Genomic DNA, 19,811 nt, shown 5'->3' with positions numbered 1-19,811 from the left:
TACACATGGAAGACACATTTAATAATGAAGCTAGCACCAACAACTAGTAACTAATAACGAACAACGATAAGGAATAACCATTAATAAACAACCAATAATTTTTATTAGTTTAGCGCTTATTACCTATAGTACCTGATATACCAGAATGGCAATAGTAAATTCCATTATCAATTGGATAATGAAAAAGCGCATCCACCAAATTGAGCTTTTCATGAAGTATCCTCATGAAGTGCAAGAAGAGTGGTTTCAGAGCCTTATAACGACTGCTCAAGCGACGGAGTGGGGAAAGAAATACGACTATAATTCCATATGCACGATCGCTACGTTTAAAGAACGTGTGCCGATTCAAGATTATAATAGCATCAAACCATTTATTGATCGTATGATTGCTGGAGAGCAGAACTTGCTGTGGCCCTCAGATATTAAATGGTTTGCAAAATCCTCTGGTACTACTTCAGATCGAAGTAAATTTATCCCGGTTAGCGAGGAGGCCTTGGAAGATTGCCACTTTCAAGGAGGTAAAGATTTATTGTCTATCTACTGCCATAATAGGCCAGACGCTAAGGTGTTTACGGGTAAAGGTGTTGTGCTCGGAGGAAGCCACAAAATAAATCAGATTGGGAATGGAGAAACAAGCTCGGGAGACTTATCTGCAATCTTAATCAGCAACCTTCCTTTTTGGGCGGAGATGTACCGAACACCTGATTTGGAAACTACGTTGAATCCTAATTTTGAAGAAAAAATAGAGCGCGTGGCGAACTTGATCATTCATGAAAATGTAACGAATCTCTCGGGTGTCCCCACTTGGAATGTTGTACTTGCTAAAAGGGTTCTAGAGCTTACAGGTAAGAATAATCTATTGGAAGTATGGCCTAATTTAGAGCTTTACTTACATGGAGGGGTTAGTTTTAAGCCTTATAAAGAGCAGTTTAAACAACTTATACCTTCCGATAATATGTATTATCTGGAGAATTATAACGCTTCTGAAGGATATTTTGGTATTCAAGACCAATCGGATTCGGAAGACTTATTACTCATGTTAGATTATGGCGTTTACTACGAGTTTTTGCCTATTGAACACCTCTACGATGAAAATCCTAAGACACTAAGTTTGGATGAGGTAGAATTGGGCAAAAATTATGCCTTGATAATTTCTACTAATGCAGGATTATGGCGATATATGATTGGAGATACCATCAAATTTACTACGCTACATCCATACCGAATACAAATTACAGGAAGAACGAAGCAGTATATCAATACTTTTGGAGAAGAACTTATAGTAGATAATGCCGATGATGGACTTCAAGCAGCCTGTAGAGCGACCAGCGCCATCGTAAGAGATTATACCGCTGGACCTGTTTATTTTAAAGATAAGGAAGCGGGAGCACATGAATGGATTATTGAGTTTGAGCAAAAACCTGATGACGTGACGCGTTTCTCACAACTATTAGATGAAAAATTAAGGGAAGTGAATTCGGATTATGATGCTAAACGATTTCGTAACCTCGCTTTAAAGGAACCGATTATTCATATTGCACCTGAGGGAACATTCTACAAATGGATGAAAGGTAGAGATAAACTTGGCGGACAGAATAAGGTGCCTCGTCTATCAAACGATCGTACTTATTTGGAAACCTTGCTGCCACTTTTAAAAAAATATTAATGCCTCTTACACCACTCTTGGTACCAATGACGTGTTACTTTTTTCCGCAAAAAGTAACCAAAAACTCCTGACTGCAAATCTTCTTTCAAAGTTAGTACTTCTACTTAGCTAGTGCTATCCGAAGATTTGGAGGCCAGTTTTTAGCTAACGAACAGCTGTTCCTTGGAGCCCTACAGGGCCAGGGAATATAACTAAATCGTCATTTGGACTCTTTTGTGTTTGCTAAAAAACTGAACTCTCGAAAAGACGATTTAGATTGGGGTCTACTACGTCATTGGTAGGTATCTCTTGGTACAGTGTTTTCTAAATTTTCTGTTTAGCTTTTATCTCTAAATATTTATTAATGGTATTTACCGTCAGTAAGTGCGGCGGACTGAGAATCGACTGGATGCCGTGTCTTGTGAGCTCTCTCACAATCATTTTTTTCTCATATACGAATTTCTCAGCTATGGTTTTTAGATATATCCCCTCTACGTTATAAGCCTTTTCTCGACTGAGGTTTGTCAGTTCTGTGTTTTCAAAAAAAATGACCACCAATAGGTGAAATTGAGCTATTTTCTTGAGATAAGGTAATTGGCGGTTTAAAGCGGAAATACTTTCGAAATTGCTAAACAGTAAAACCAAGCTTCTTTGTTTCATTGTACGCCTAATGATACTGTACAATACTTCCATATTGGTTTCCAGATACCTCGTTTTTTCTTTGTACAGCACTTCCATAATGTAGTGAAGTTGAATGGGGCGTTTGTCGGCAGGAACTACACTTCCTATTTTTTCTGATACGGTAATTAAACCTGCTTTATCTTCTTTTTTTAAAGCAATATTTGATAGTACCAAACTTGCATTGATCGCATAATCAAGTAAACTTAAGCCGTCAAAGGGCATCTTCATAGATCTCGATTTATCGATGATACAATAAACATGTTGTGATCTTTCGTCTATATAAGAATTGACCATTAAGTTACCATGTCTCGCCGTTGCCTTCCAATTCAATGTCCTATAATCGTCACCCTGTACATATGTTTTGATCTGTTCAAATTCCATGCTATGCCCAAGTCGACGTATTTTTTTTAGACCATAATCACTTAAGCGATCAGAAATCGCTAGGAGCTCATAACGCCTCATTTGAAGAAAAGATGGATATACCGGAATGTTTATTGCCGCAGCACTGTTAAATCTCCGTTGAATAAACTTTATGGGCGATTGAACAAATGTGTGAATATCGCCGAAAGCATAAATTCCTCTTTTTACCGGACGAAGCTGATAGGTAATACCTTCTGTCGCTTTGGCAAGAAGTGTTTTATTAAACCAAATGTCTCTTCTTTGAAACTGTGTCGGTATTTCATCAATAATACCCACATGCACATTAAATGGATAATGATTTTTGATGGTTAAATGGATGTCATTATCATCGCTATTACTAAGTCTAGATGCAACCTCCCGGGTTGTAGTCACCTTAGCGCCCTTACTTGCATACAATAAAAATAAATCGGCAACGAACACAATGGCAACGGTTAACAGAAAAATTACCGGAATAATTCCTAACCAAGGGAAAAAAAAAGAAAACAAAAATAATAGCGCGGCTAAACCTAATGCAATAAACAGACGACTGCAAAGGAAAAGATCAGTGTAGAAAAGCCTAAATAATCGATTCATATTTTATCATGTATCAAGATTTATAGTAGCAAGTAGCAAGATTAAAGTATCAAGACGTTCATCCCTCATCGTTCATCACTATTTGACTACTTAACGTTTCAATATCATCACCTCGGTATTTCAATGTTTTTAATAATTTGATTAATGACATCATCTGCTGTTATGCCTTCCATTTCTTTCTCGGGTGTTAACATTACTCGGTGTCGCAAAACAGGTAGGGCTACTTTTGTAATATCATCTGGTGTTACAAAGTCTCTACTGTTCATGGCAGCGATGGCTTTTGCGCTGTTAATAATAGCGAGGGACGCACGAGGTGACCCTCCCAGAAACAAAGATTTATTATTTCGGGTTTGGTAAACAATTTTGGCCACAAATTCTAATAATTTATCTTCTACATGTAGGTTTTTAGTAAGAAGCCTGAACATCTTGATCTGCGTGATATTGAGAATGGGTGATAAGGATAGTAGTTTCTCTTCAGTATTATGTTGATGGTGTTTAGCCAAGATATCGGTTTCTTCAACAAGTGAAGGGTAACCAACCTCGATTTTAAATAAAAAGCGATCTAGTTGTGCTTCAGGCAGGCGATAGGTGCCTTCCTGTTCAATGGGATTTTGCGTTGCTAGCACCATGAAGGGCTCTTCCATTTTATAGCAGTTACCATCCATTGTTATTTGACGTTCTTCCATTACTTCAAATAATGCCGATTGCGTTTTTGCTGGAGCCCTATTTATTTCATCCACTAAAATAATATTGCCAAAAATAGGTCCCCGCCTAAATTCAAAATCAGTACGTTGCGGATTAAAAATGGATGTGCCTAATACATCCGATGGCATAAGATCCGGTGTGAACTGAATCCTACTGAATTGCGCATCAATGCACTTCGCTATTAATTTTGCCGTTAAAGTTTTGGCTACTCCAGGCACGCCTTCAATTAAAACATGTCCATCAGCTAGAATTGCAGCAATTAGCAGTTCTATCATTTCCTGTTGGCCTACTATTATTTGAGATAAGGCCTCTTTAATATGGCGAACCGCCTCATTTAATTCGGTCAAATCTGTTCTTCGTTCAAAAAATTCTTGTTCCATATGTCCCGGATTGGTCGTAAAATGCTTCAATATTATTATTCAGTTCAATCAACTCCTGATCGTTGAGGTATTTTCCTTTATAAATGGCTTTGATTTCCTTAATTAGTTCACGCACAGTGTCAGCGTTTGCACCTGATCGTTGGATGAGGAGTTCTTGGAACTCATCGTTCAGATCTCTTGTTTTTAAACGATAATTTGTACGGATATAATTTAATAAATAAATCACTTTCTTATTGGCAATGTCTTTATTATCCCGCTGCTGATAATAGATACTTCCCACTACTTTTGCGAATTCCACACTTGTGTTAGACATAGGGTCCACTAAGGGAATAACACGTTGTCGACGTTTAATTTCGTATAATACGAAAAGTACGAGACCGAGTAAAGTGATGTAATAGGCCCATTTTAATGCAGGATTTTCAAAAATTACCCGTAGTACTGATTTCGCCCCTCGCATACCGAGAAGTTGGAACTCATCATATAAGAGTTGACGATCAGGATTGAGATAGGATAGCGCAGTGGCGGCGAATAAGGCCCCCTCTGTATTTAATAGCGCATAGTTACTAAAAAAATCAGGCGAAGCTAGTAAATATAAAGAACCACTACCATATTGATAGCGCAGAAAATTTGCGTCACCTTTGTTATTCCGGGCAAGCACAATGGTCTTTGTCGTATCAAATTTGCTGAAATAGTGAGAAGCCATGCCGCGATCAAATTTGTAATTTTTTGTAGAATCTAATCGAGGGTTTAAAAAATGGAAACGAAGACTGTCTTTGGCAAATAGAATATCCCGTGATTGAAGGGCTAAATTTAAAGAGTCTAGTAAGGAATGATTAAAGTTATTAGCTGCAATGAAGATATCGTTACCCTTATTCATGTGCTCACGCATCCGCTGGTAGTCGACAGTACTGATATCAATAGAGGGTGCAATAATTAACAAACTTGAAGTATCTGCCTTCTGAAGTGTTTCAGTTATAGATTCTCTAGCGCTTGTGATCCCCGCCTTGAAGAGCTGAGGAAGTTCATGATATAATACATAAGTGCCGAAAGGAATTTTATCAGTCCTGTTAAAGGTAGGTGTCCAGTCCAGCGGAATAGGCTTATTATATTCTACAAATAGGTAAAGACCCAGCATAAAAAAGGCTACAATGAGATATATTTTTAGATCTTTCATGTTTATCGTTTCTTTCTTAGCCGTCTATTTGTCACTTATTAGCTGTGTTAAATTGTTAAATGCTTCTTTGATGATAATAAAGTGTTGTTTTTGTACAGCGAAATCTCCGTAGCAAGTATATTCAAACTGACTGGTGAGCAATGCAAAATTAGCTTGAAAAGATCTCTCGCTCAATTCTTGAATATATGCTTGATTCGTTTTTCCGGGTTGCCAATCAATATATTGCTGATCTGTAAGTTGTTTCAAGCTCCGAAGGTAAAGAAGTCTAATAGCTGATTTGAAATTGTTATTTTCAATAGCTTGCCGTAGTTCTGCATCGAAATCTATCACATGTATGTTTTCAGCCGGATCAACCAACTGATTTTGATCTGAATGGCTTTTTTTTCCAAAAACAGACATGATGTCCATTCCCAATAGTTTGTATACAAGGAAAATAAGTGCGCTTGCCCCCAATAAAATAAAGAACCATTTAGCGACGATAGTCGACTTTTTGTTTACTAACAAACTACCGAGTTTATTATAAAACCAATGTTTAAATCGTTGCCACCAATTTGAAGGGGCCATCTCTTCCGTATAGTTAAAAGCAGGATCCGTTTTGTAAGCAGCTAATTTTTCTGTTTTGAATGACCTAAAAAGAGGAACAGTGTTGTCGGTATTTATCCTAAGTGTGTCTTTAACCACATGCTGCTGAGGGTCTCTACCTATCGCAGCAGATATATGAAGAATGGTAAAAACAAAGAAAAAAAAGATTCGTCTTTTATTCATAAATTAATATTCCTCTTTGGGCCAGTCGTTTTGATCGTTGCGCTCATTTGAGCCAAAATTTTCGATCCTTTCAAAAAGACCTAGGCCATCTTTTTCCTCACTTAAACTATAGTACCATAATGCGCTCACAATGGCCGGGAGTATGTATATTATTTGAGAGATGCCTGTTAAAAGAGAACTAAAAATACTTCCAGCTAACACTAAATTGGGAGAATCCTCTAAAAATAATGCAAAAATATTTAATAGTGCACCAGGAAGTCCGAGTATACCCATACTAAAATAAGCGATTAATCCTGATATTAGAATTAGCCCAAAGGTTTTCCACCAATTGTCTTTTAACAATTCCATACTTCGGGAAAATGAATCTGCTATACCCTTCTCCTCCATTACCATGATTGGCAAAGCTAGTGTAACGATCGGTAGAAGATAAAATCCAGGGATTAAGCAGAAGAGAAAGCCAATAACAGATAGAATACTCAGCAGTATCATGGCAATAAAATATCGGAGTGCATTACGCTTAAAAGCAAGCCAAACTTCCTCCGCACTGGGTGGGCTGTTGTGTCGGTCTTTATATAATTTAATATAGCAGTAAGTGACTAAATAAATAGCTCCAACGGTAAGCACACTAAACAATATAAGCAGTACATATTCAACACCAAAGACATAAGATGAAAATTCTGTCGAATAAGTCTTTGTGGTGGAAGCTTTAGCAAGCCCTAGTAGCCGCACCGTTTTTAGTTGCTGCATTACTGAGCTAGCCATCGTCGCAATGATAAAAAATCCACAAATATAGAGCATTGGACGAATCAAATTTTTAAAATTCTGCTTTATAAAAGTAAAACTATCATTGATAGTTTGGCTAAAATCCCTAACCTGCCGGAACTCTATTTTTGGTTCAATATTTTCCATTTAATGCACTGTTTTTTAAAATTTTTCTTGGATATATAATTACGTACCAAATGAGAAAAACTAAAGAGCCCATTAATATTAAGCCGCTAAGCCATGTAGGCATTTCTGTATGCCTTGTCACAAAAGACTCCAATAAGGCAGCAGCAATAAAAATTGGAACTAAACCAATGATTATTTTAACACCGTCCTTTCCTCCCCGTTTAAAGGAGATCAATCTTGTGTAAGTGCCAGGAAAGAGCAAACTATTACCTAAAATAAGGCCTGCGGCTCCCGAAAGGATGATGGCCGCTATTTCAAGTGTTCCGTGTACCCAGATTACCATCACAGAAGCTAATCCTAAACCCTTACTGAAAAAATAATATTGGAAAGATCCGAGCATGATACCATTATACATAAGTAACACAACAGTTCCTACGGAACATAAAATGCCCAATAAAAAAGCGAAGCATGATACCTTGATGTTGTTTACAGCAATCATTAAAAACATCATAAAGGGGTCCATTTTTTTGTAAACGCCGAAGGGATCACCTTTGTCTATATTGGCATTTGTCATATCAACATAAGCGTCACCCAATATAAGCCTGACAAAAGTGTCGTCTTTTGCTGCTGAAAAGGCACCAATAACAACAAATGTTATAAAAAAGATAAACGCATATAATAATTGTTTACGATACTCATAAAAAATTAAGGGAAGTTCCAATTTCCAAAAAGTGACGAATCTACTGGTTTGTTCCTTTTTATTGATGTATAAAGATTGATGGAGACGCGCTGCTAGACCATTCAGATACGCAGTTGTTTTCGATTTTGGATAAAAAGTCTTTGAAAAAGCTAAATCATCCGTAATTTCTATGAAGCGCTCTGCCAGCTCATCGGGATGCTTTACTTGCATTTGTTCATAAATTTCCCATTTGTTACTGTTCTGCTTTACAAATAATGCCTCTCGCATACGATTTGAGGTGTAAAAATTTAAACTACTTAGGTATTATCCAAAAGTAACAAAAATCTAATTTAAATATAATTAAATAAGAAATAGGGCTGAACACCTACACTAACAAACAACTATTTCGCTAAAGTCTATTTTTTGGCCATGGGTTGGTATATGAGGAGTAAACATTTTGTCAATGTCCAATTAAGAATATTCATTTTATTTCTAAATCTCCCCGTTTTAATATAATTTAGCTAAAGATGAATCATGTAAGTGTTGTCACTTCGCAGAATATTGCCATCGATTATGATGTGGCTGGGGTGGGCGAAAGAATCGCCGCCCGGATGATTGATTATGCTATTTTTTTAGCCATATATCTATTCTTTTTAATTAGTGCTGGTTCTCTAGGCTTGATTGATAATAGCGGTTATATTATATTATTAATTATATTCGGTGTTTTGTTCGTTTTTTACGATTTACTCTGCGAAACACTTTTTAACGGACAAAGTATAGGGAAACGAGTATTGCATATTAAAGTAATAAGCTTAGATGGTTATCAACCCAGCTTGGGTCAATATTTTTTGAGGTGGTTATTTCGTTTTGTCGATTTTACGCTTACCCTACAAGTTGGAGGATTGATCTGTGCTGCTGTAACCCCCAATAAGCAGCGTATTGGAGATCTCGTTGCCGGCACCACACTGATAAAAACAGTACCACGTACCTCACTAGATGCTGTTGTTTTTAAACCGCAGATACAGGAAGACGATTATGTGCCATTGTTGCCTGAAGCGATGCAGTTATCAGATCAAGAAATTGCGCTTGTACATGAGGTGATAAGTAATTTCAATAAATCGGGTAATGATATGCTTATTTATAAAATGGCAATGAAGGTTAGAGAGACAATAGGAGTAACAATCCCCGAAGCAATGGACGAACTGCAATTCTTACAGCAAATAATTAAAGATTATAATTATTTAACATCGAGAACTGATAGATCTACAGGATTAGTGTAGACTCAAATGGCAAATTCCAAGACCTTCCACGCTCGTCTTTTTGCGGCCGGTTTCTTCTGTTTTATTAAAGCTGCCACATTTTTTGAATATAAGATGCAATAATAATTCCGCCCACAAGACAGGCAAGAATAGTGGCAATTGATTCGCTTTTTTTGAATATAAAATAATGTTTTACAAGAAAGAAAATACCTAAAGATATCAAGGGAATGGCAGGCGGATATAGTTGAATGCTCGCTTTTAAGTCACCCTGCATGAGGTGTAACAAGGAACGTTGAAAGCCACATCCCGGACAGTCAATACCAGTAACAAATTTAAAAGGGCAAGGAATTAAATGGTGTTGCAGCCAAGATATGAAGTCTTGACTGCAAATAATTAGGAATATAGCCCTTGAGATATACCTATTAAACGGTTGGATCTTGAGGCCTGTCGTCGTTTTTCGGTGGATCTTGGGGTTTATCATTATTGTCAAAGGGATTCTTGTAGTTTTTAAATTGATTAAAAGAGTCACCACCTTGTGCTTCTGCTGCCGTTGGACCTAAATAACGATCACTACCGAAGCCAATCATAGGATAGATGATGTACGGAAAAATAAGGGCTAGAACGGTATAGATAACATCCTTCCCAAAACTTTTTATTAACAGGTTAGTAACCCAAATGATTACTACAAAATTTACACAGGGAATAAGGATGCCGATGATCCACCAAAGGGGTTTTCCAACGATTTCTAACATGATAATAAAATTGTAGACCGGAATAATAGCGGCCCATCCGGGTTTGCCAGCCTTCTCAAACATTTTCCATAATCCAGCGATTGCAAGCACAGCCGCAGCAAGGCCAATCAGCGTACCACCGATGCCAATACCAGCTAAAAAGCCTGAGCCCATTGACTCGTCATAATTGTAAGTGTCCATATTGATTGTTGAATTAGTGATGAAATAAGGTTTTATCTATTGTTTTTTTACATTCAAGCCTACCACTTTAGAGGTAGAAATAATAAAGAAAAATTAATCGTTTTTTAAGTTTATTGGTTTATAATAACCAAATATAAAAAGAGCAACTGAAAAAACGGTTAAAATGTTTTGTTTAAGTTAAATATTTTAGGATAATGATAATTGAAGCAGCGTTAACTCGTAATGAAATAACGATAATATAGCTTAACTTCGTAGGGCATTTTTACATTGTTCATTGCTGTCAAATAATGTAAAGGCCGACTTGATATGGTGTTTCACAGATAAGAGCGTAACTTTTGAATGAATAAAGAGCAAATTTCAATTTTTGATATTTTTAAGATAGGTGTGGGGCCTTCTAGTTCACATACCTTAGGCCCTTGGCGTGCGGCCCAAAAGTTCATACAGAAGCTTGATGGGGAGGGATTGCTCGCTTCCACGGAACGTATCAAGATTCTATTATATGGATCGCTCGCAAAGACGGGTAGAGGGCACGGTACAGATATAGCAATACTGCTTGGTTTAAGTGGCGATGATCCTGTTACCTGTGATGTTAGCTTAATACAGATAAAAGTAAATACGATCAAAGAGAGAGAAGTTATTGCACTTGGAGGAACACATTCGATTGAATTTAATTATATAGATGACTTACTGTTTCTTTTTAATGAAAGTTTGCCTTATCATCCGAACGCTGTTACTTTTCAAGCACTATTAAATGATGGAAGGGCGCGTTCAGAGACCTACTACTCCATAGGAGGAGGCTTTGTTGTCCAAGAGGAAGAAGAGCGTGACGGCTCAAAAGAAGTAGATTTGCCATTTCCGGTTCAAAATGCAAAAGAGCTACTGGTATGGTGTATGCGTACCGGTTTAAAGGTGTCGGAAATAGTAATGGAAAATGAGCATGCATGGCGCAGTGAGGAAGAAACTGACAAAGGGGTTTTGAATTTATACTATACTATCCGTGATTGTATATACCGTGGATGTCATACTGGAGGGGTTTTACCTGGAGGGCTAAATGTTGAGCGTAGAGCGGCTAAACTAAATAAAAAACTTTTGAACGGGCGCACGTATTCAGATTATAATAGTTGGATGGAGGCTATTCGGGCAGGGGGAGCATCCTTTCAATACACATTAGATTGGGTTAGCTGTTTTGCGTTAGCTGTAAATGAAGAAAATGCTTCCTTTGGTAGGGTGGTTACTGCCCCTACCAATGGTGCTGCTGGCGTCATACCAGCGGTCATGCAGTATTATCTAACTTTTTGTGATGGTTATAGAGAAGATAAAATATTGCAATTTATCGCTACTGCTTCCGAAATTGGGAGTATTTTTAAGAAAGGATCTACTATTTCCGCAGCAATGGGAGGATGTCAGGCGGAGATAGGTGTTTCCTCCGCTATGGCCGCTGCTGCTCTCACGGAATGTCTCGGAGGTTCGCAACGACAAGTACTAATGGCCGCTGAGATTGCGATGGAGCATCATTTAGGACTCACCTGCGATCCCATCGGAGGTTTGGTCCAAGTTCCTTGCATTGAGCGGAACACAATGGGAGCAATAAAAGCAATTACCGCCTCTCAACTGGCCTTGCAATCTAATCCAGACAAAGCAAAAGTAAGTTTAGATGCGGTGGTTCATACCATGTGGGAAACGGCCCTGGATATGAATGCTAAATATAAAGAAACATCTGATGGCGGCTTGGCTACCAACATTCCGTTGAGTTTGCCTGAGTGTTAAGTAACTAGACCTTCGCTTCTAGTTACATGTATACGCAGCTTTTAGAGATACGCTATTTGATAAGATTTCTGATAGTGTATACTGTGGAACGATTGAGTAAGCTTTTTTGTTACTTTATGGCGATATCTGTTTCATTCATCAACTCCATTTCAAACAAATTCGTGAGATGCTTCTTTAGTTTGTCTTTAACCTCTTCAATGTTTACTTCTTCTCCCAGTTCACCTTTCATGGAGGTTACTGCCTTGTCTTCAATGCCGCAGGGAATGATATTATTGAAATAAGATAAATCGGTATTAATATTAAATGCAAAGCCATGCATGGTTACCCATCTACTGGCGCGCACACCGATGGCACAGATTTTTCGTGCGTTGTCATTGTCGGCATCTAACCACACACCCGTATAGCCAGGATAGCGGCCGGCTGCTATACCATAATCGGCTAGTGTTAAAATAACGGCCTCCTCAATCGTTCGCATATAAAGATGGATATCCGTAAAGAAATTATCTAGATCTAAAATAGGGTATCCAACTAATTGTCCGGGGCCATGATAGGTGATGTCGCCTCCACGGTTGATTTTATAATAAGTTGCGTGCTTATCAAGCAATCCCTGTTCGTCTAACAACAAGTTTTCCGGTTTGCCGCTTTTACCTAGCGTGTAAACATGTGGGTGCTCTACAAAAACCAAGTAGTTATCGGTAGGATTGCTTGTTCCATTTACTCGATTATCCATTTTTTGTTGGACCACCTGCGCAAAAATACCTTCTTGACGGTTCCAAGCTCCTTGATACTCCACCATGCCCCAGTCTTGAAAAAACACTTTTTTATTCATTTTTTTCTCTTTTGGAGATTTTTTACAAAGGTATAGATTTTTATTTTGTTGATTTATTAAATAGTCGAATCGTTAAATGGTTTAAGTTGTTGATTAGTTGAGTGGTTGATTTGTTAAATGGTCGAATAGTTAAATAGCAAAATTTTATGTAGGGATTGTTAATTTGTGGCTCTGATAACTAATAACCAACAATTAATGCTCACAACTCACAACTCGTAACTAATATTGTCTTGATACTGATGTCTTGCTACTAATAACCAATAACGAACAACTGATAACCAACAACTAATCTACCCCATCACATAACCTAACATATATTCTTGAAAGCGCTCATAATATACTTTGTAGGTGACGTTTTGATAAGGGCCATTCAAATGCGCTGTAATATAACCACCTTCCGATTGATAAGAAAATGGGTCGACCCAGATATTATCTTTGAATGAAACTCCCTTTTTGCCTTGTAGCTTGTAAACCGCTTCTTTGGCACACCAGCAGACATATAGCTGTTCTATATACTGATTGGCTGAAAGCTGATTTAGTTCCCCTTCCTGCATAAATTTATTTGCAATGAGTTCGATTTTTGGCTTTACCAATTCCATGTCAATTCCTACTTCATGTTGGGTACTGAGCATCACGGCAGCATAATCAAAAGAATGACTCAGTGAGATCTTATGAGGAAAATTTACCAGGTAAGGTTTCCCATTTTCATCTGACGGACAATCGATATAACCGGGTGTGTCTAACATGGAGCGTAGCAGCACACGCGTGCCTAACCAATTGAGCGTACGTTTACCTTTGTTTAGTCGTTCCAAAAACGCCCGTTCGCTTCTGCTTAACTGTAGCTTACTAAGTAATTCATCTGCAGATTCTTCTATTTTCCATATAGCAAAACGTGTATGTTGATTAATTTCTTTAAGGTATACTAGTGCCATGATCTAAATTAAGCAAAATATCTAAATTAAAAAATAGATAAAAGGTGGCATTGCAGATAAAAGCAAATTGTCTATGTTTGTCGTTCTTCTTGATCGAAGAATATACAGCGTAAATACAATCTCAAAAAAATGATTTTATCAGATAAAAGAATCCTAGAAGAAATAGAAAAAGGAACCATTATTATCGAGCCGTTCGAGAAAGAGTGCTTAGGTTCTAATTCATATGACGTTCATTTGGGTAAATATTTGGCTACCTATAAAGATAGAGTGCTCGATGCGAAAGCGCATAATGAGATTATACATTTTGAGATTCCAAAAAGCGGTTATTTGTTAGAACCAAACACGTTGTATCTGGGGGTGACCTTAGAATATACGGAGACGCATAAACATGTTCCTTTTCTGGAAGGTAAAAGTAGTACCGGCCGATTGGGGATCGATATACACGCTACTGCAGGGAAAGGCGATGTGGGGTTCTGTAATACCTGGACATTGGAAATTTCCGTAGCACAGCCTGTAAGGGTTTATGCCGGAATGCCAATCGGACAGCTTATTTACTTTAGTGTGGAAGGAGATGTCCACACCATGTATAACACAAAGGGTAATGCAAAGTATAACCGTAAAACAACACGCCCCGTAGAATCTATGATGTGGAAGAATAAATTTTAGTTACCACCAAATTCCATTAGATAAGATTTTAAGAACTCATCAATTTCCCCGTCCAGTACAGCTTGTGTGTTGGACGTTTCGTGGCTCGTTCTTAAATCTTTCACTAATTTATAAGGGTGTAACACATAATTTCTAATCTGAGAGCCCCATTCAATTTTTTTCTTGTTCCCTTCAATGGCAGCGGTGGTTTCCATTCGTTTCCGCATTTCAATTTCATACAGCTGAGATTTAAGTAATCTCATTGCATTTTCTTTGTTCTGCAACTGAGAGCGTGACTCCTGATTTTTAATAACGATGCCCGAAGGTTTATGGTGCAAACGAACTGCGGTTTCTACTTTATTTACATTTTGACCGCCAGCACCACCGGAGCGAAAAGTGTCCCACTCTATGTCTGCATCTTTTACATCGATTTCAATAGTATCATTTACCAAGGGGTATACATATACAGACGCGAACGAGGTATGCCGTTTTGCATTTGAATCAAAAGGGGAAATGCGCACAAGACGATGCACACCGTTTTCACCTTTTAAATACCCATAAGCAAAGTTTCCTTCAAATTGAAGTGTTACCGATTTTACGCCAACAACATCCCCCTCAAGAAAATCCTGTTCTGTGACTTTATAACCATTTTTTTCTCCCCACATGATGTACATTCGCATAAGCATCGCGGCCCAGTCACAACTTTCTGTTCCACCTGCTCCAGCAGTAATCTGTAAAATGGCTGTAAGCTGATCTTCTTCGGCACTGAGCATATTCTTGAACTCTAACTCCTCTATTTTGCTTAATGCATCCTGATATATATCCTCGGTTTCTGCTTCGGAAGCATCACCGCTTTGATAGAAATCAAACATAACAGAAGCGTCATCGATCGCTTTGCTTAGCTCATCAAAACTATCCGTCCAGATTTTTTTACTCTTAATAGATTGAAGTACCTTTTCTGCTTCTTTTGGAGTATCCCAAAAAGTGGGACTAAGCGTGATTTCCTGCTCTTGGTTTATTAGCTTTTGTTTGGCGTCAATGTCAAAGATGCCTCCTCAGGGAAGCTGCTCTATCCCTCAAACTTTGAATATTCTCTTTGGTCATGCTGCAAAGTTAATGATTTTTGTGTAAGTAGTTGAATCGTTAAGCGGTGGAATAGTTAAGTGGTTGAACCGTTGAATAGTTAAATCGTTAAGTTGTCGAGTCGTCAAGTAGTGATCAGTAATTGCTCACAACTGGCAACCGGCAACTCGGAACTAATATATGCTCACAACTCGCAACCGATATAGTCTTGTTACTTGCTACTGATATCTTGCTACTAAACATTAAATCAATGTCTTACGCAATTCTTCAGCCTTTGGGTAAATTGACGATTCCTTTGGGATTTTTTTAAGCCACTTTAAAGCACTTTCCTTGTAATCCTCTTCATCCTCCTCTTCTGTATAGCTAAGCGCTATATAGTAAGCTGCTTCATACATTTGTACAGTGTTGGCAGTATAAATCTTTAAAAAATCTCTACGGGCAGAACCCAGGTATTTTAGATTTAGAAAGGTGAGGCCCCTATAATAGCGTATATACAGGTCATCAGGCTTTTCAGTGAGCGCAGTATTTAGAAGCGGTAGTACTTCGGCATATTTGTTTTTATTGAATAAGTCAATGATATCAGCATATTTGTTGTCAACAGGTATTCCTTCGGCACTAACCGTAGTCATTTTTACTTTGGTTGCTTCTTGAATTCTATTATTTTGCCAAGGCGACCAAATAAGAATACCCCCAAAAATTAAAGCAATTGTAATTAGGGCAACCCATCTGATGGTGCTCATGTCTTGTTGTTTTTTTGTGTTTAGGGATTTAAAGGTGGTATGCTCGTCGTAATATTTAAAAGAAGAATGATGATGAAGGCATTCTGAAATGCTTTGATTGACATACATATAAAAATGGAGTTCCTGAGCTAGATCTTCATTTTCATCTAACTCGTTTTCAAAGCTGTCACGCTCTTTTTCAGACATGTCGCCAGCGAGGTAACGTTCAATATTTTCGTAATTTACATCAGTCATCTCGAACTCCCTTTAAGATGGTTGATACATTTTTTAGCCGTTTAGTTTAATAGCTGATTTACAAATGTTTTTTGTGAAATCATCACGATAAAGGTATTGAAATTTTATGTTTTTTTAAAGCAAAAAATGTTAAAAAGACTAAATGTATAAATAATGAGAATAATGCCACAAGCAATCGCTCGATCATCTCTTTGATCAACGCAAATTAAATTAATATTGTACCGATTTTTTTGTGTTGGGGTGTTGAGCTATAAAAAAATGATAATGGATAATGATATTTAACGCAAGAGAGAATGAAACACGCTTGTGGACCAGGGGCGGTACGCTAATAGCTATTATTAAGTCAATAAATGGTGAGCACTATCTTTAAGAAAATTTACTGATCAGCAAATAGCTTCATTACCTTTAAAAGACAATTTTATTCAAATGAAAATTGTAGTTTCGTGAAAATTTTGATGCAATTATGTTACCAAAAATAAATTTCACCGAAACAGATGCTTACAGCTATTTAAGTAACCACTACATTAATATTGCTCCGAAGCATCTACGCGATTTGTTCGCTTATGATCCTAATCGTTTTGAAAAGTTTTCAATTGCGTTTGAAGATATTTTATTTGATTATTCAAAAAATCGTATTGATGAACAAACAATTGCTTTACTCATACAGTTGGCGAGAGAATGCAAACTTGAAGAAGCTATTGAAGCCATGTTTGATGGTTCACCCATCAATCAAACAGAAAACCGTGCGGTACTTCATACTGCACTGCGGAACGTGAGTGGTAAATCGATAAAAGTAGACGGTCAGGATGTAATGCCAGCCGTAAACAGCGTGCTAAATCATATGAAAGAATTTAGTGAGTCGGTTATCAATGGTAATTGGAAGGGTTACAGCGGTAAGGCCATTACAGATATTGTTAATATAGGAATTGGCGGCTCTGATTTAGGTCCGGTAATGGTTACAGAAGCGTTGAAAGCTTATAAAAATCATTTGAATTTACATTTTGTTTCAAACGTTGATGGTACGCACATTGCAGAAGTTTTAAAGACAGTTAATGCTGAAACCACCTTGTTTTTAATAGCGTCTAAAACTTTTACTACACAAGAAACAATGGCCAATGCACATAGTGCGCGTGATTGGTTTTTATCTAAGGGCGCGAACGAAAATGATATAGCTAAGCATTTTGTAGCCTTAAGTACCAATACAAAAGCAGTCCAAAGTTTTGGGATAGATCCTAAAAATATGTTTGAATTTTGGGATTGGGTAGGTGGACGTTATTCTTTATGGAGCGCTATAGGTCTTTCAATCGCTTTGGGAGTAGGCTATGATAATTTCTATGAGCTATTAACTGGTGCGCATGCCGCCGATGAACATTTTAAGAATATACCTTTCGAAGAAAATATTCCTGTCATTATGGCTGTTTTAGGCATATGGTATAATAACTTCTTCGATGCCGAAAGTCATGCTATATTGCCATACGACCAATATATGCATCGCTTTGCTGCCTATTTCCAGCAAGGTGATATGGAGAGTAACGGTAAGTATGTAGATAGAAACGGTGTTCCCGTTGAATATCAAACAGGGCCAATCATTTGGGGAGAGCCCGGCACTAACGGACAACATGCATTCTATCAACTCATTCATCAAGGCACAAAAATGATTCCATGCGATTTCATAGCGCCTGCGCAAACCCATAATCCTATAGGTGATCATCACGTCTTGTTGCTTTCTAATTTCTTTGCCCAAACAGAGGCCTTAATGAACGGAAAAATGGAAGATGAAGTAGAAGAGGAACTCCGCGCTACAGGAAAGTCAGAAGAAGAGATTAAAACACTGATACCTTTCAAAGTTTTTGAAGGCAATCGTCCAAGTAATTCGTTTCTTATTAAAAAAATTACTCCTTATACGTTGGGAAGCTTGATCGCCTTATATGAACATAAGATTTTCACACAAGGCGTGATCTGGAATATCTTTAGTTTTGATCAGTGGGGAGTTGAACTCGGTAAGCAGTTGGCAGGGAAAATACTTCCCGAATTGAGAAACAATGAAGACGTGATCTCTCACGATGGATCTACAAATGGTCTAATTAATAAGTATAAAGCTTGGCGATAAAACTTTTTTAATTTCACGGTGTTGAGCTATAGAACAATAGCCTAAATGCAATGAAATTAAAAGTGTTATTCGTTTTCATATCATTCCTTTCACTCGCTTGCATTACGTCTTGTAAAGGGAGTGGGCCTGATGAAGGCAAGAAAGATGACACACCTACAGATTCGGTGAGTGAATACGGGGCAACTGTTACACTCGCTGAACCTTTTGCTACAAAGTCTGTGTCAGTACGACCAAAAGTTGTTGGCTGGCCGGCCGAAAAAACGCCTATAGCACCTGCCGGGTATCGTGTAGTAAAATTTGCTGGTGAACTCAAGAGTCCCAGATGGGTTTATGTTGCGGCTAACGGAGATGTTTTTGTCGCCGAATCTGAGGCGAATCGCATTAGCCTTTTTCGTGATACTAATGGAGATGGAATAGCGGATACGAAAAGTTCCTTTCTCGAAGGACTTAATCGTCCGTTTGGTATGCTACTGCTGGGAGCGTACTTCTATGTCGCAAATACAGATGGTTTATTAAGGTATCCATACAAATCTGGAGATACTAAGCTTTCAACGAAAGGTCAAAAGATTTTATCGCTTCCCGCTGGTGGGTACAATAATCATTGGACGCGTAATATCTTAGCGAGCCAAGATAGCTCAAGTATTTATGTAACCGTAGGTTCAGGGAGCAATGTGGGAGAAAACGGTATGGAACAGGAACGAAGGAGGGCCAACATCCTTGTTGTAAATCCTGAGGGAAGCAATGAGCGGGTTTTTGCTGCTGGTCTGAGAAATCCAGTGGGACTGGCCTGGGAGCCAAGCACTGGTAAATTATGGACCGCTGTTAATGAGCGGGATGAGCTTGGCGATCAATTAGTGCCCGATTATATTACAAGTGTTCAAGAAAACGGCTTTTATGGTTGGCCATATGCCTATTGGGGTAAAAACGCTGATCCTCGGATGAAAGGAAAAAGAGAAGACCTCGTTGCAGAATCAATTATTCCTGATTTTGCGGTAGGTGCTCATACGGCATCCCTGGGTCTGGCTTTTAGCAAATCGAATAGATTTCAAGCAGGAGCATATGTTGGCCAACATGGCTCTTGGAATCGTTCACAACTTGTTGGCTATAAGGTTCTTTTTGTTCCTTTCGAAAATGGAAACCCCATTGGGGAACATAAAGATTTTCTTACTGGTTTTGTTGGAGATGGCACGGACGCTGCGGTATACGGAAGACCCGTTGGGATCGCTTTTGCAAAGCAAGGTTATATGCTGGTGGCTGATGATGCCGGTAATACGGTTTGGGCTGTTGTGGCTAAGTAGTTATTCGTTATTGGTTGTTAGTTATTTGTTATTAGTAGCAAGACTATCTTAGTTACGAGTGCGAGTTGTGAG

The 19,811-nt window shown here is 38.1% G+C and carries 18 protein-coding genes; 6 read left to right on the top strand and 12 right to left on the bottom strand.

Annotation, left to right across the window (positions count from 1 at the left end):
• The first annotated feature begins 145 nt into the window (after positions 1 to 145).
• Positions 146 to 1,666: a GH3 auxin-responsive promoter family protein gene (locus BMY50_RS17215; protein ID WP_093326712.1), complete on the top strand. Its 1,521-nt coding sequence runs from the start codon at positions 146 to 148 to the stop codon at positions 1,664 to 1,666.
• A 303-nt stretch (positions 1,667 to 1,969) separates the two neighbouring features.
• Here BMY50_RS17215 and BMY50_RS17210 read toward each other — a convergent pair whose 3' ends face one another.
• The 6 genes from BMY50_RS17210 to BMY50_RS17185 form a co-directional block, all read right to left on the bottom strand.
• Complete coding sequence (locus tag BMY50_RS17210) at positions 1,970 to 3,319, bottom strand: DUF58 domain-containing protein (RefSeq protein ID WP_093326709.1); 1,350 nt, start codon at positions 3,317 to 3,319, stop codon at positions 1,970 to 1,972.
• 107 nt (positions 3,320 to 3,426) lie between these two features.
• The gene (locus BMY50_RS17205) at positions 3,427 to 4,404 is read right to left on the bottom strand and encodes an AAA family ATPase (protein WP_093326707.1); all 978 of its coding nucleotides are present in this window, start codon (positions 4,402 to 4,404) and stop codon (positions 3,427 to 3,429) included.
• Complete coding sequence (locus BMY50_RS17200; protein ID WP_093326704.1) at positions 4,385 to 5,578, bottom strand: DUF4350 domain-containing protein; 1,194 nt, start codon at positions 5,576 to 5,578, stop codon at positions 4,385 to 4,387. The genes BMY50_RS17205 and BMY50_RS17200 overlap by 20 nt, the downstream gene beginning before the upstream one ends.
• Positions 5,579 to 5,602: 24 nt before the next feature.
• Positions 5,603 to 6,343: a DUF4129 domain-containing protein gene (locus BMY50_RS17195; protein WP_093326702.1), complete on the bottom strand. Its 741-nt coding sequence runs from the start codon at positions 6,341 to 6,343 to the stop codon at positions 5,603 to 5,605.
• Positions 6,344 to 6,346: 3 nt separating this feature from the next.
• The gene (locus BMY50_RS17190; RefSeq protein ID WP_093326700.1) at positions 6,347 to 7,252 is read right to left on the bottom strand and encodes a glycerophosphoryl diester phosphodiesterase membrane domain-containing protein; all 906 of its coding nucleotides are present in this window, start codon (positions 7,250 to 7,252) and stop codon (positions 6,347 to 6,349) included.
• A complete protein-coding gene (locus BMY50_RS17185) occupies positions 7,239 to 8,198 on the bottom strand; it encodes a stage II sporulation protein M (protein WP_093326696.1) in 960 nt (319 codons plus the stop codon). The genes BMY50_RS17190 and BMY50_RS17185 overlap by 14 nt, the downstream gene beginning before the upstream one ends.
• A gap of 239 nt (positions 8,199 to 8,437) precedes the next feature.
• On the opposite strand from BMY50_RS17185, the gene BMY50_RS17180 reads away from it, so the two are divergent.
• Entirely contained in the window at positions 8,438 to 9,190 is a 753-nt protein-coding gene (locus BMY50_RS17180; RefSeq protein WP_093326693.1) for an RDD family protein, read from the top strand.
• A 64-nt stretch (positions 9,191 to 9,254) separates the two neighbouring features.
• On the opposite strand, the gene BMY50_RS17175 is transcribed toward BMY50_RS17180, so the two are convergent.
• Both BMY50_RS17175 and BMY50_RS17170 read right to left on the bottom strand, forming a co-directional pair.
• Positions 9,255 to 9,650: a DUF2752 domain-containing protein gene (locus tag BMY50_RS17175; RefSeq protein WP_093326690.1), complete on the bottom strand. Its 396-nt coding sequence runs from the start codon at positions 9,648 to 9,650 to the stop codon at positions 9,255 to 9,257.
• Positions 9,592 to 10,101: a DUF5684 domain-containing protein gene (locus BMY50_RS17170; RefSeq protein WP_093326687.1), complete on the bottom strand. Its 510-nt coding sequence runs from the start codon at positions 10,099 to 10,101 to the stop codon at positions 9,592 to 9,594. Before BMY50_RS17170 ends, BMY50_RS17175 begins: the two co-directional genes overlap by 59 nt.
• Positions 10,102 to 10,440: 339 nt before the next feature.
• Between BMY50_RS17170 and BMY50_RS17165 the strand changes: the two genes are divergently transcribed.
• Entirely contained in the window at positions 10,441 to 11,868 is a 1,428-nt protein-coding gene (locus BMY50_RS17165) for an L-serine ammonia-lyase (RefSeq protein ID WP_093326683.1), read from the top strand.
• Positions 11,869 to 11,977: 109 nt separating this feature from the next.
• On the opposite strand, the gene lipB is transcribed toward BMY50_RS17165, so the two are convergent.
• A complete protein-coding gene (gene lipB, locus BMY50_RS17160; protein ID WP_093326679.1) occupies positions 11,978 to 12,697 on the bottom strand; it encodes a lipoyl(octanoyl) transferase LipB in 720 nt (239 codons plus the stop codon).
• A 290-nt stretch (positions 12,698 to 12,987) separates the two neighbouring features.
• Positions 12,988 to 13,629, bottom strand: a complete 642-nt coding sequence (locus BMY50_RS17155) for a 4'-phosphopantetheinyl transferase family protein (RefSeq protein WP_093326676.1) — start codon at positions 13,627 to 13,629, stop codon at positions 12,988 to 12,990.
• Between the two features lie 129 nt (positions 13,630 to 13,758).
• On the opposite strand from BMY50_RS17155, the gene dcd reads away from it, so the two are divergent.
• Positions 13,759 to 14,295, top strand: a complete 537-nt coding sequence (dcd, locus tag BMY50_RS17150; RefSeq protein WP_093326673.1) for a dCTP deaminase — start codon at positions 13,759 to 13,761, stop codon at positions 14,293 to 14,295.
• Here the strand turns inward: dcd and prfB are convergent.
• Positions 14,292 to 15,378 (bottom strand): peptide chain release factor 2 gene (gene prfB / locus BMY50_RS17145; RefSeq protein WP_139202281.1). Its coding sequence is split into 2 segments (ribosomal slippage): positions 14,292 to 15,317 and positions 15,319 to 15,378, totalling 1,086 coding nucleotides; the frame shifts between segments, so codons are not numbered across the junction. The genes dcd and prfB overlap by 4 nt on opposite strands.
• 221 nt (positions 15,379 to 15,599) lie before the next feature.
• Positions 15,600 to 16,331, bottom strand: a complete 732-nt coding sequence (locus BMY50_RS17140) for a tetratricopeptide repeat protein (RefSeq protein ID WP_093326671.1) — start codon at positions 16,329 to 16,331, stop codon at positions 15,600 to 15,602.
• A 463-nt stretch (positions 16,332 to 16,794) separates the two neighbouring features.
• Here BMY50_RS17140 and pgi point away from each other — a divergent pair, with 463 nt between their 5' ends.
• Both pgi and BMY50_RS17130 read left to right on the top strand, forming a co-directional pair.
• Positions 16,795 to 18,441 carry a glucose-6-phosphate isomerase gene (pgi, locus tag BMY50_RS17135; RefSeq protein WP_093326668.1) on the top strand — a complete coding sequence of 549 codons (1,647 nt, stop codon included), beginning with the start codon at positions 16,795 to 16,797 and terminating at the stop codon, positions 18,439 to 18,441.
• A gap of 50 nt (positions 18,442 to 18,491) precedes the next feature.
• The gene (locus BMY50_RS17130; protein ID WP_093326666.1) at positions 18,492 to 19,739 is read left to right on the top strand and encodes a PQQ-dependent sugar dehydrogenase; all 1,248 of its coding nucleotides are present in this window, start codon (positions 18,492 to 18,494) and stop codon (positions 19,737 to 19,739) included.
• Positions 19,740 to 19,811: the final 72 nt, after the last annotated feature.

Source organism: Olivibacter domesticus (assembly GCF_900109575.1).
GTDB lineage: Bacteria > Bacteroidota > Bacteroidia > Sphingobacteriales > Sphingobacteriaceae > Olivibacter > Olivibacter domesticus.
Note: the sequence above shows the minus strand (reverse complement) of the source record. Positions and strands in the feature narration are given on the sequence as shown.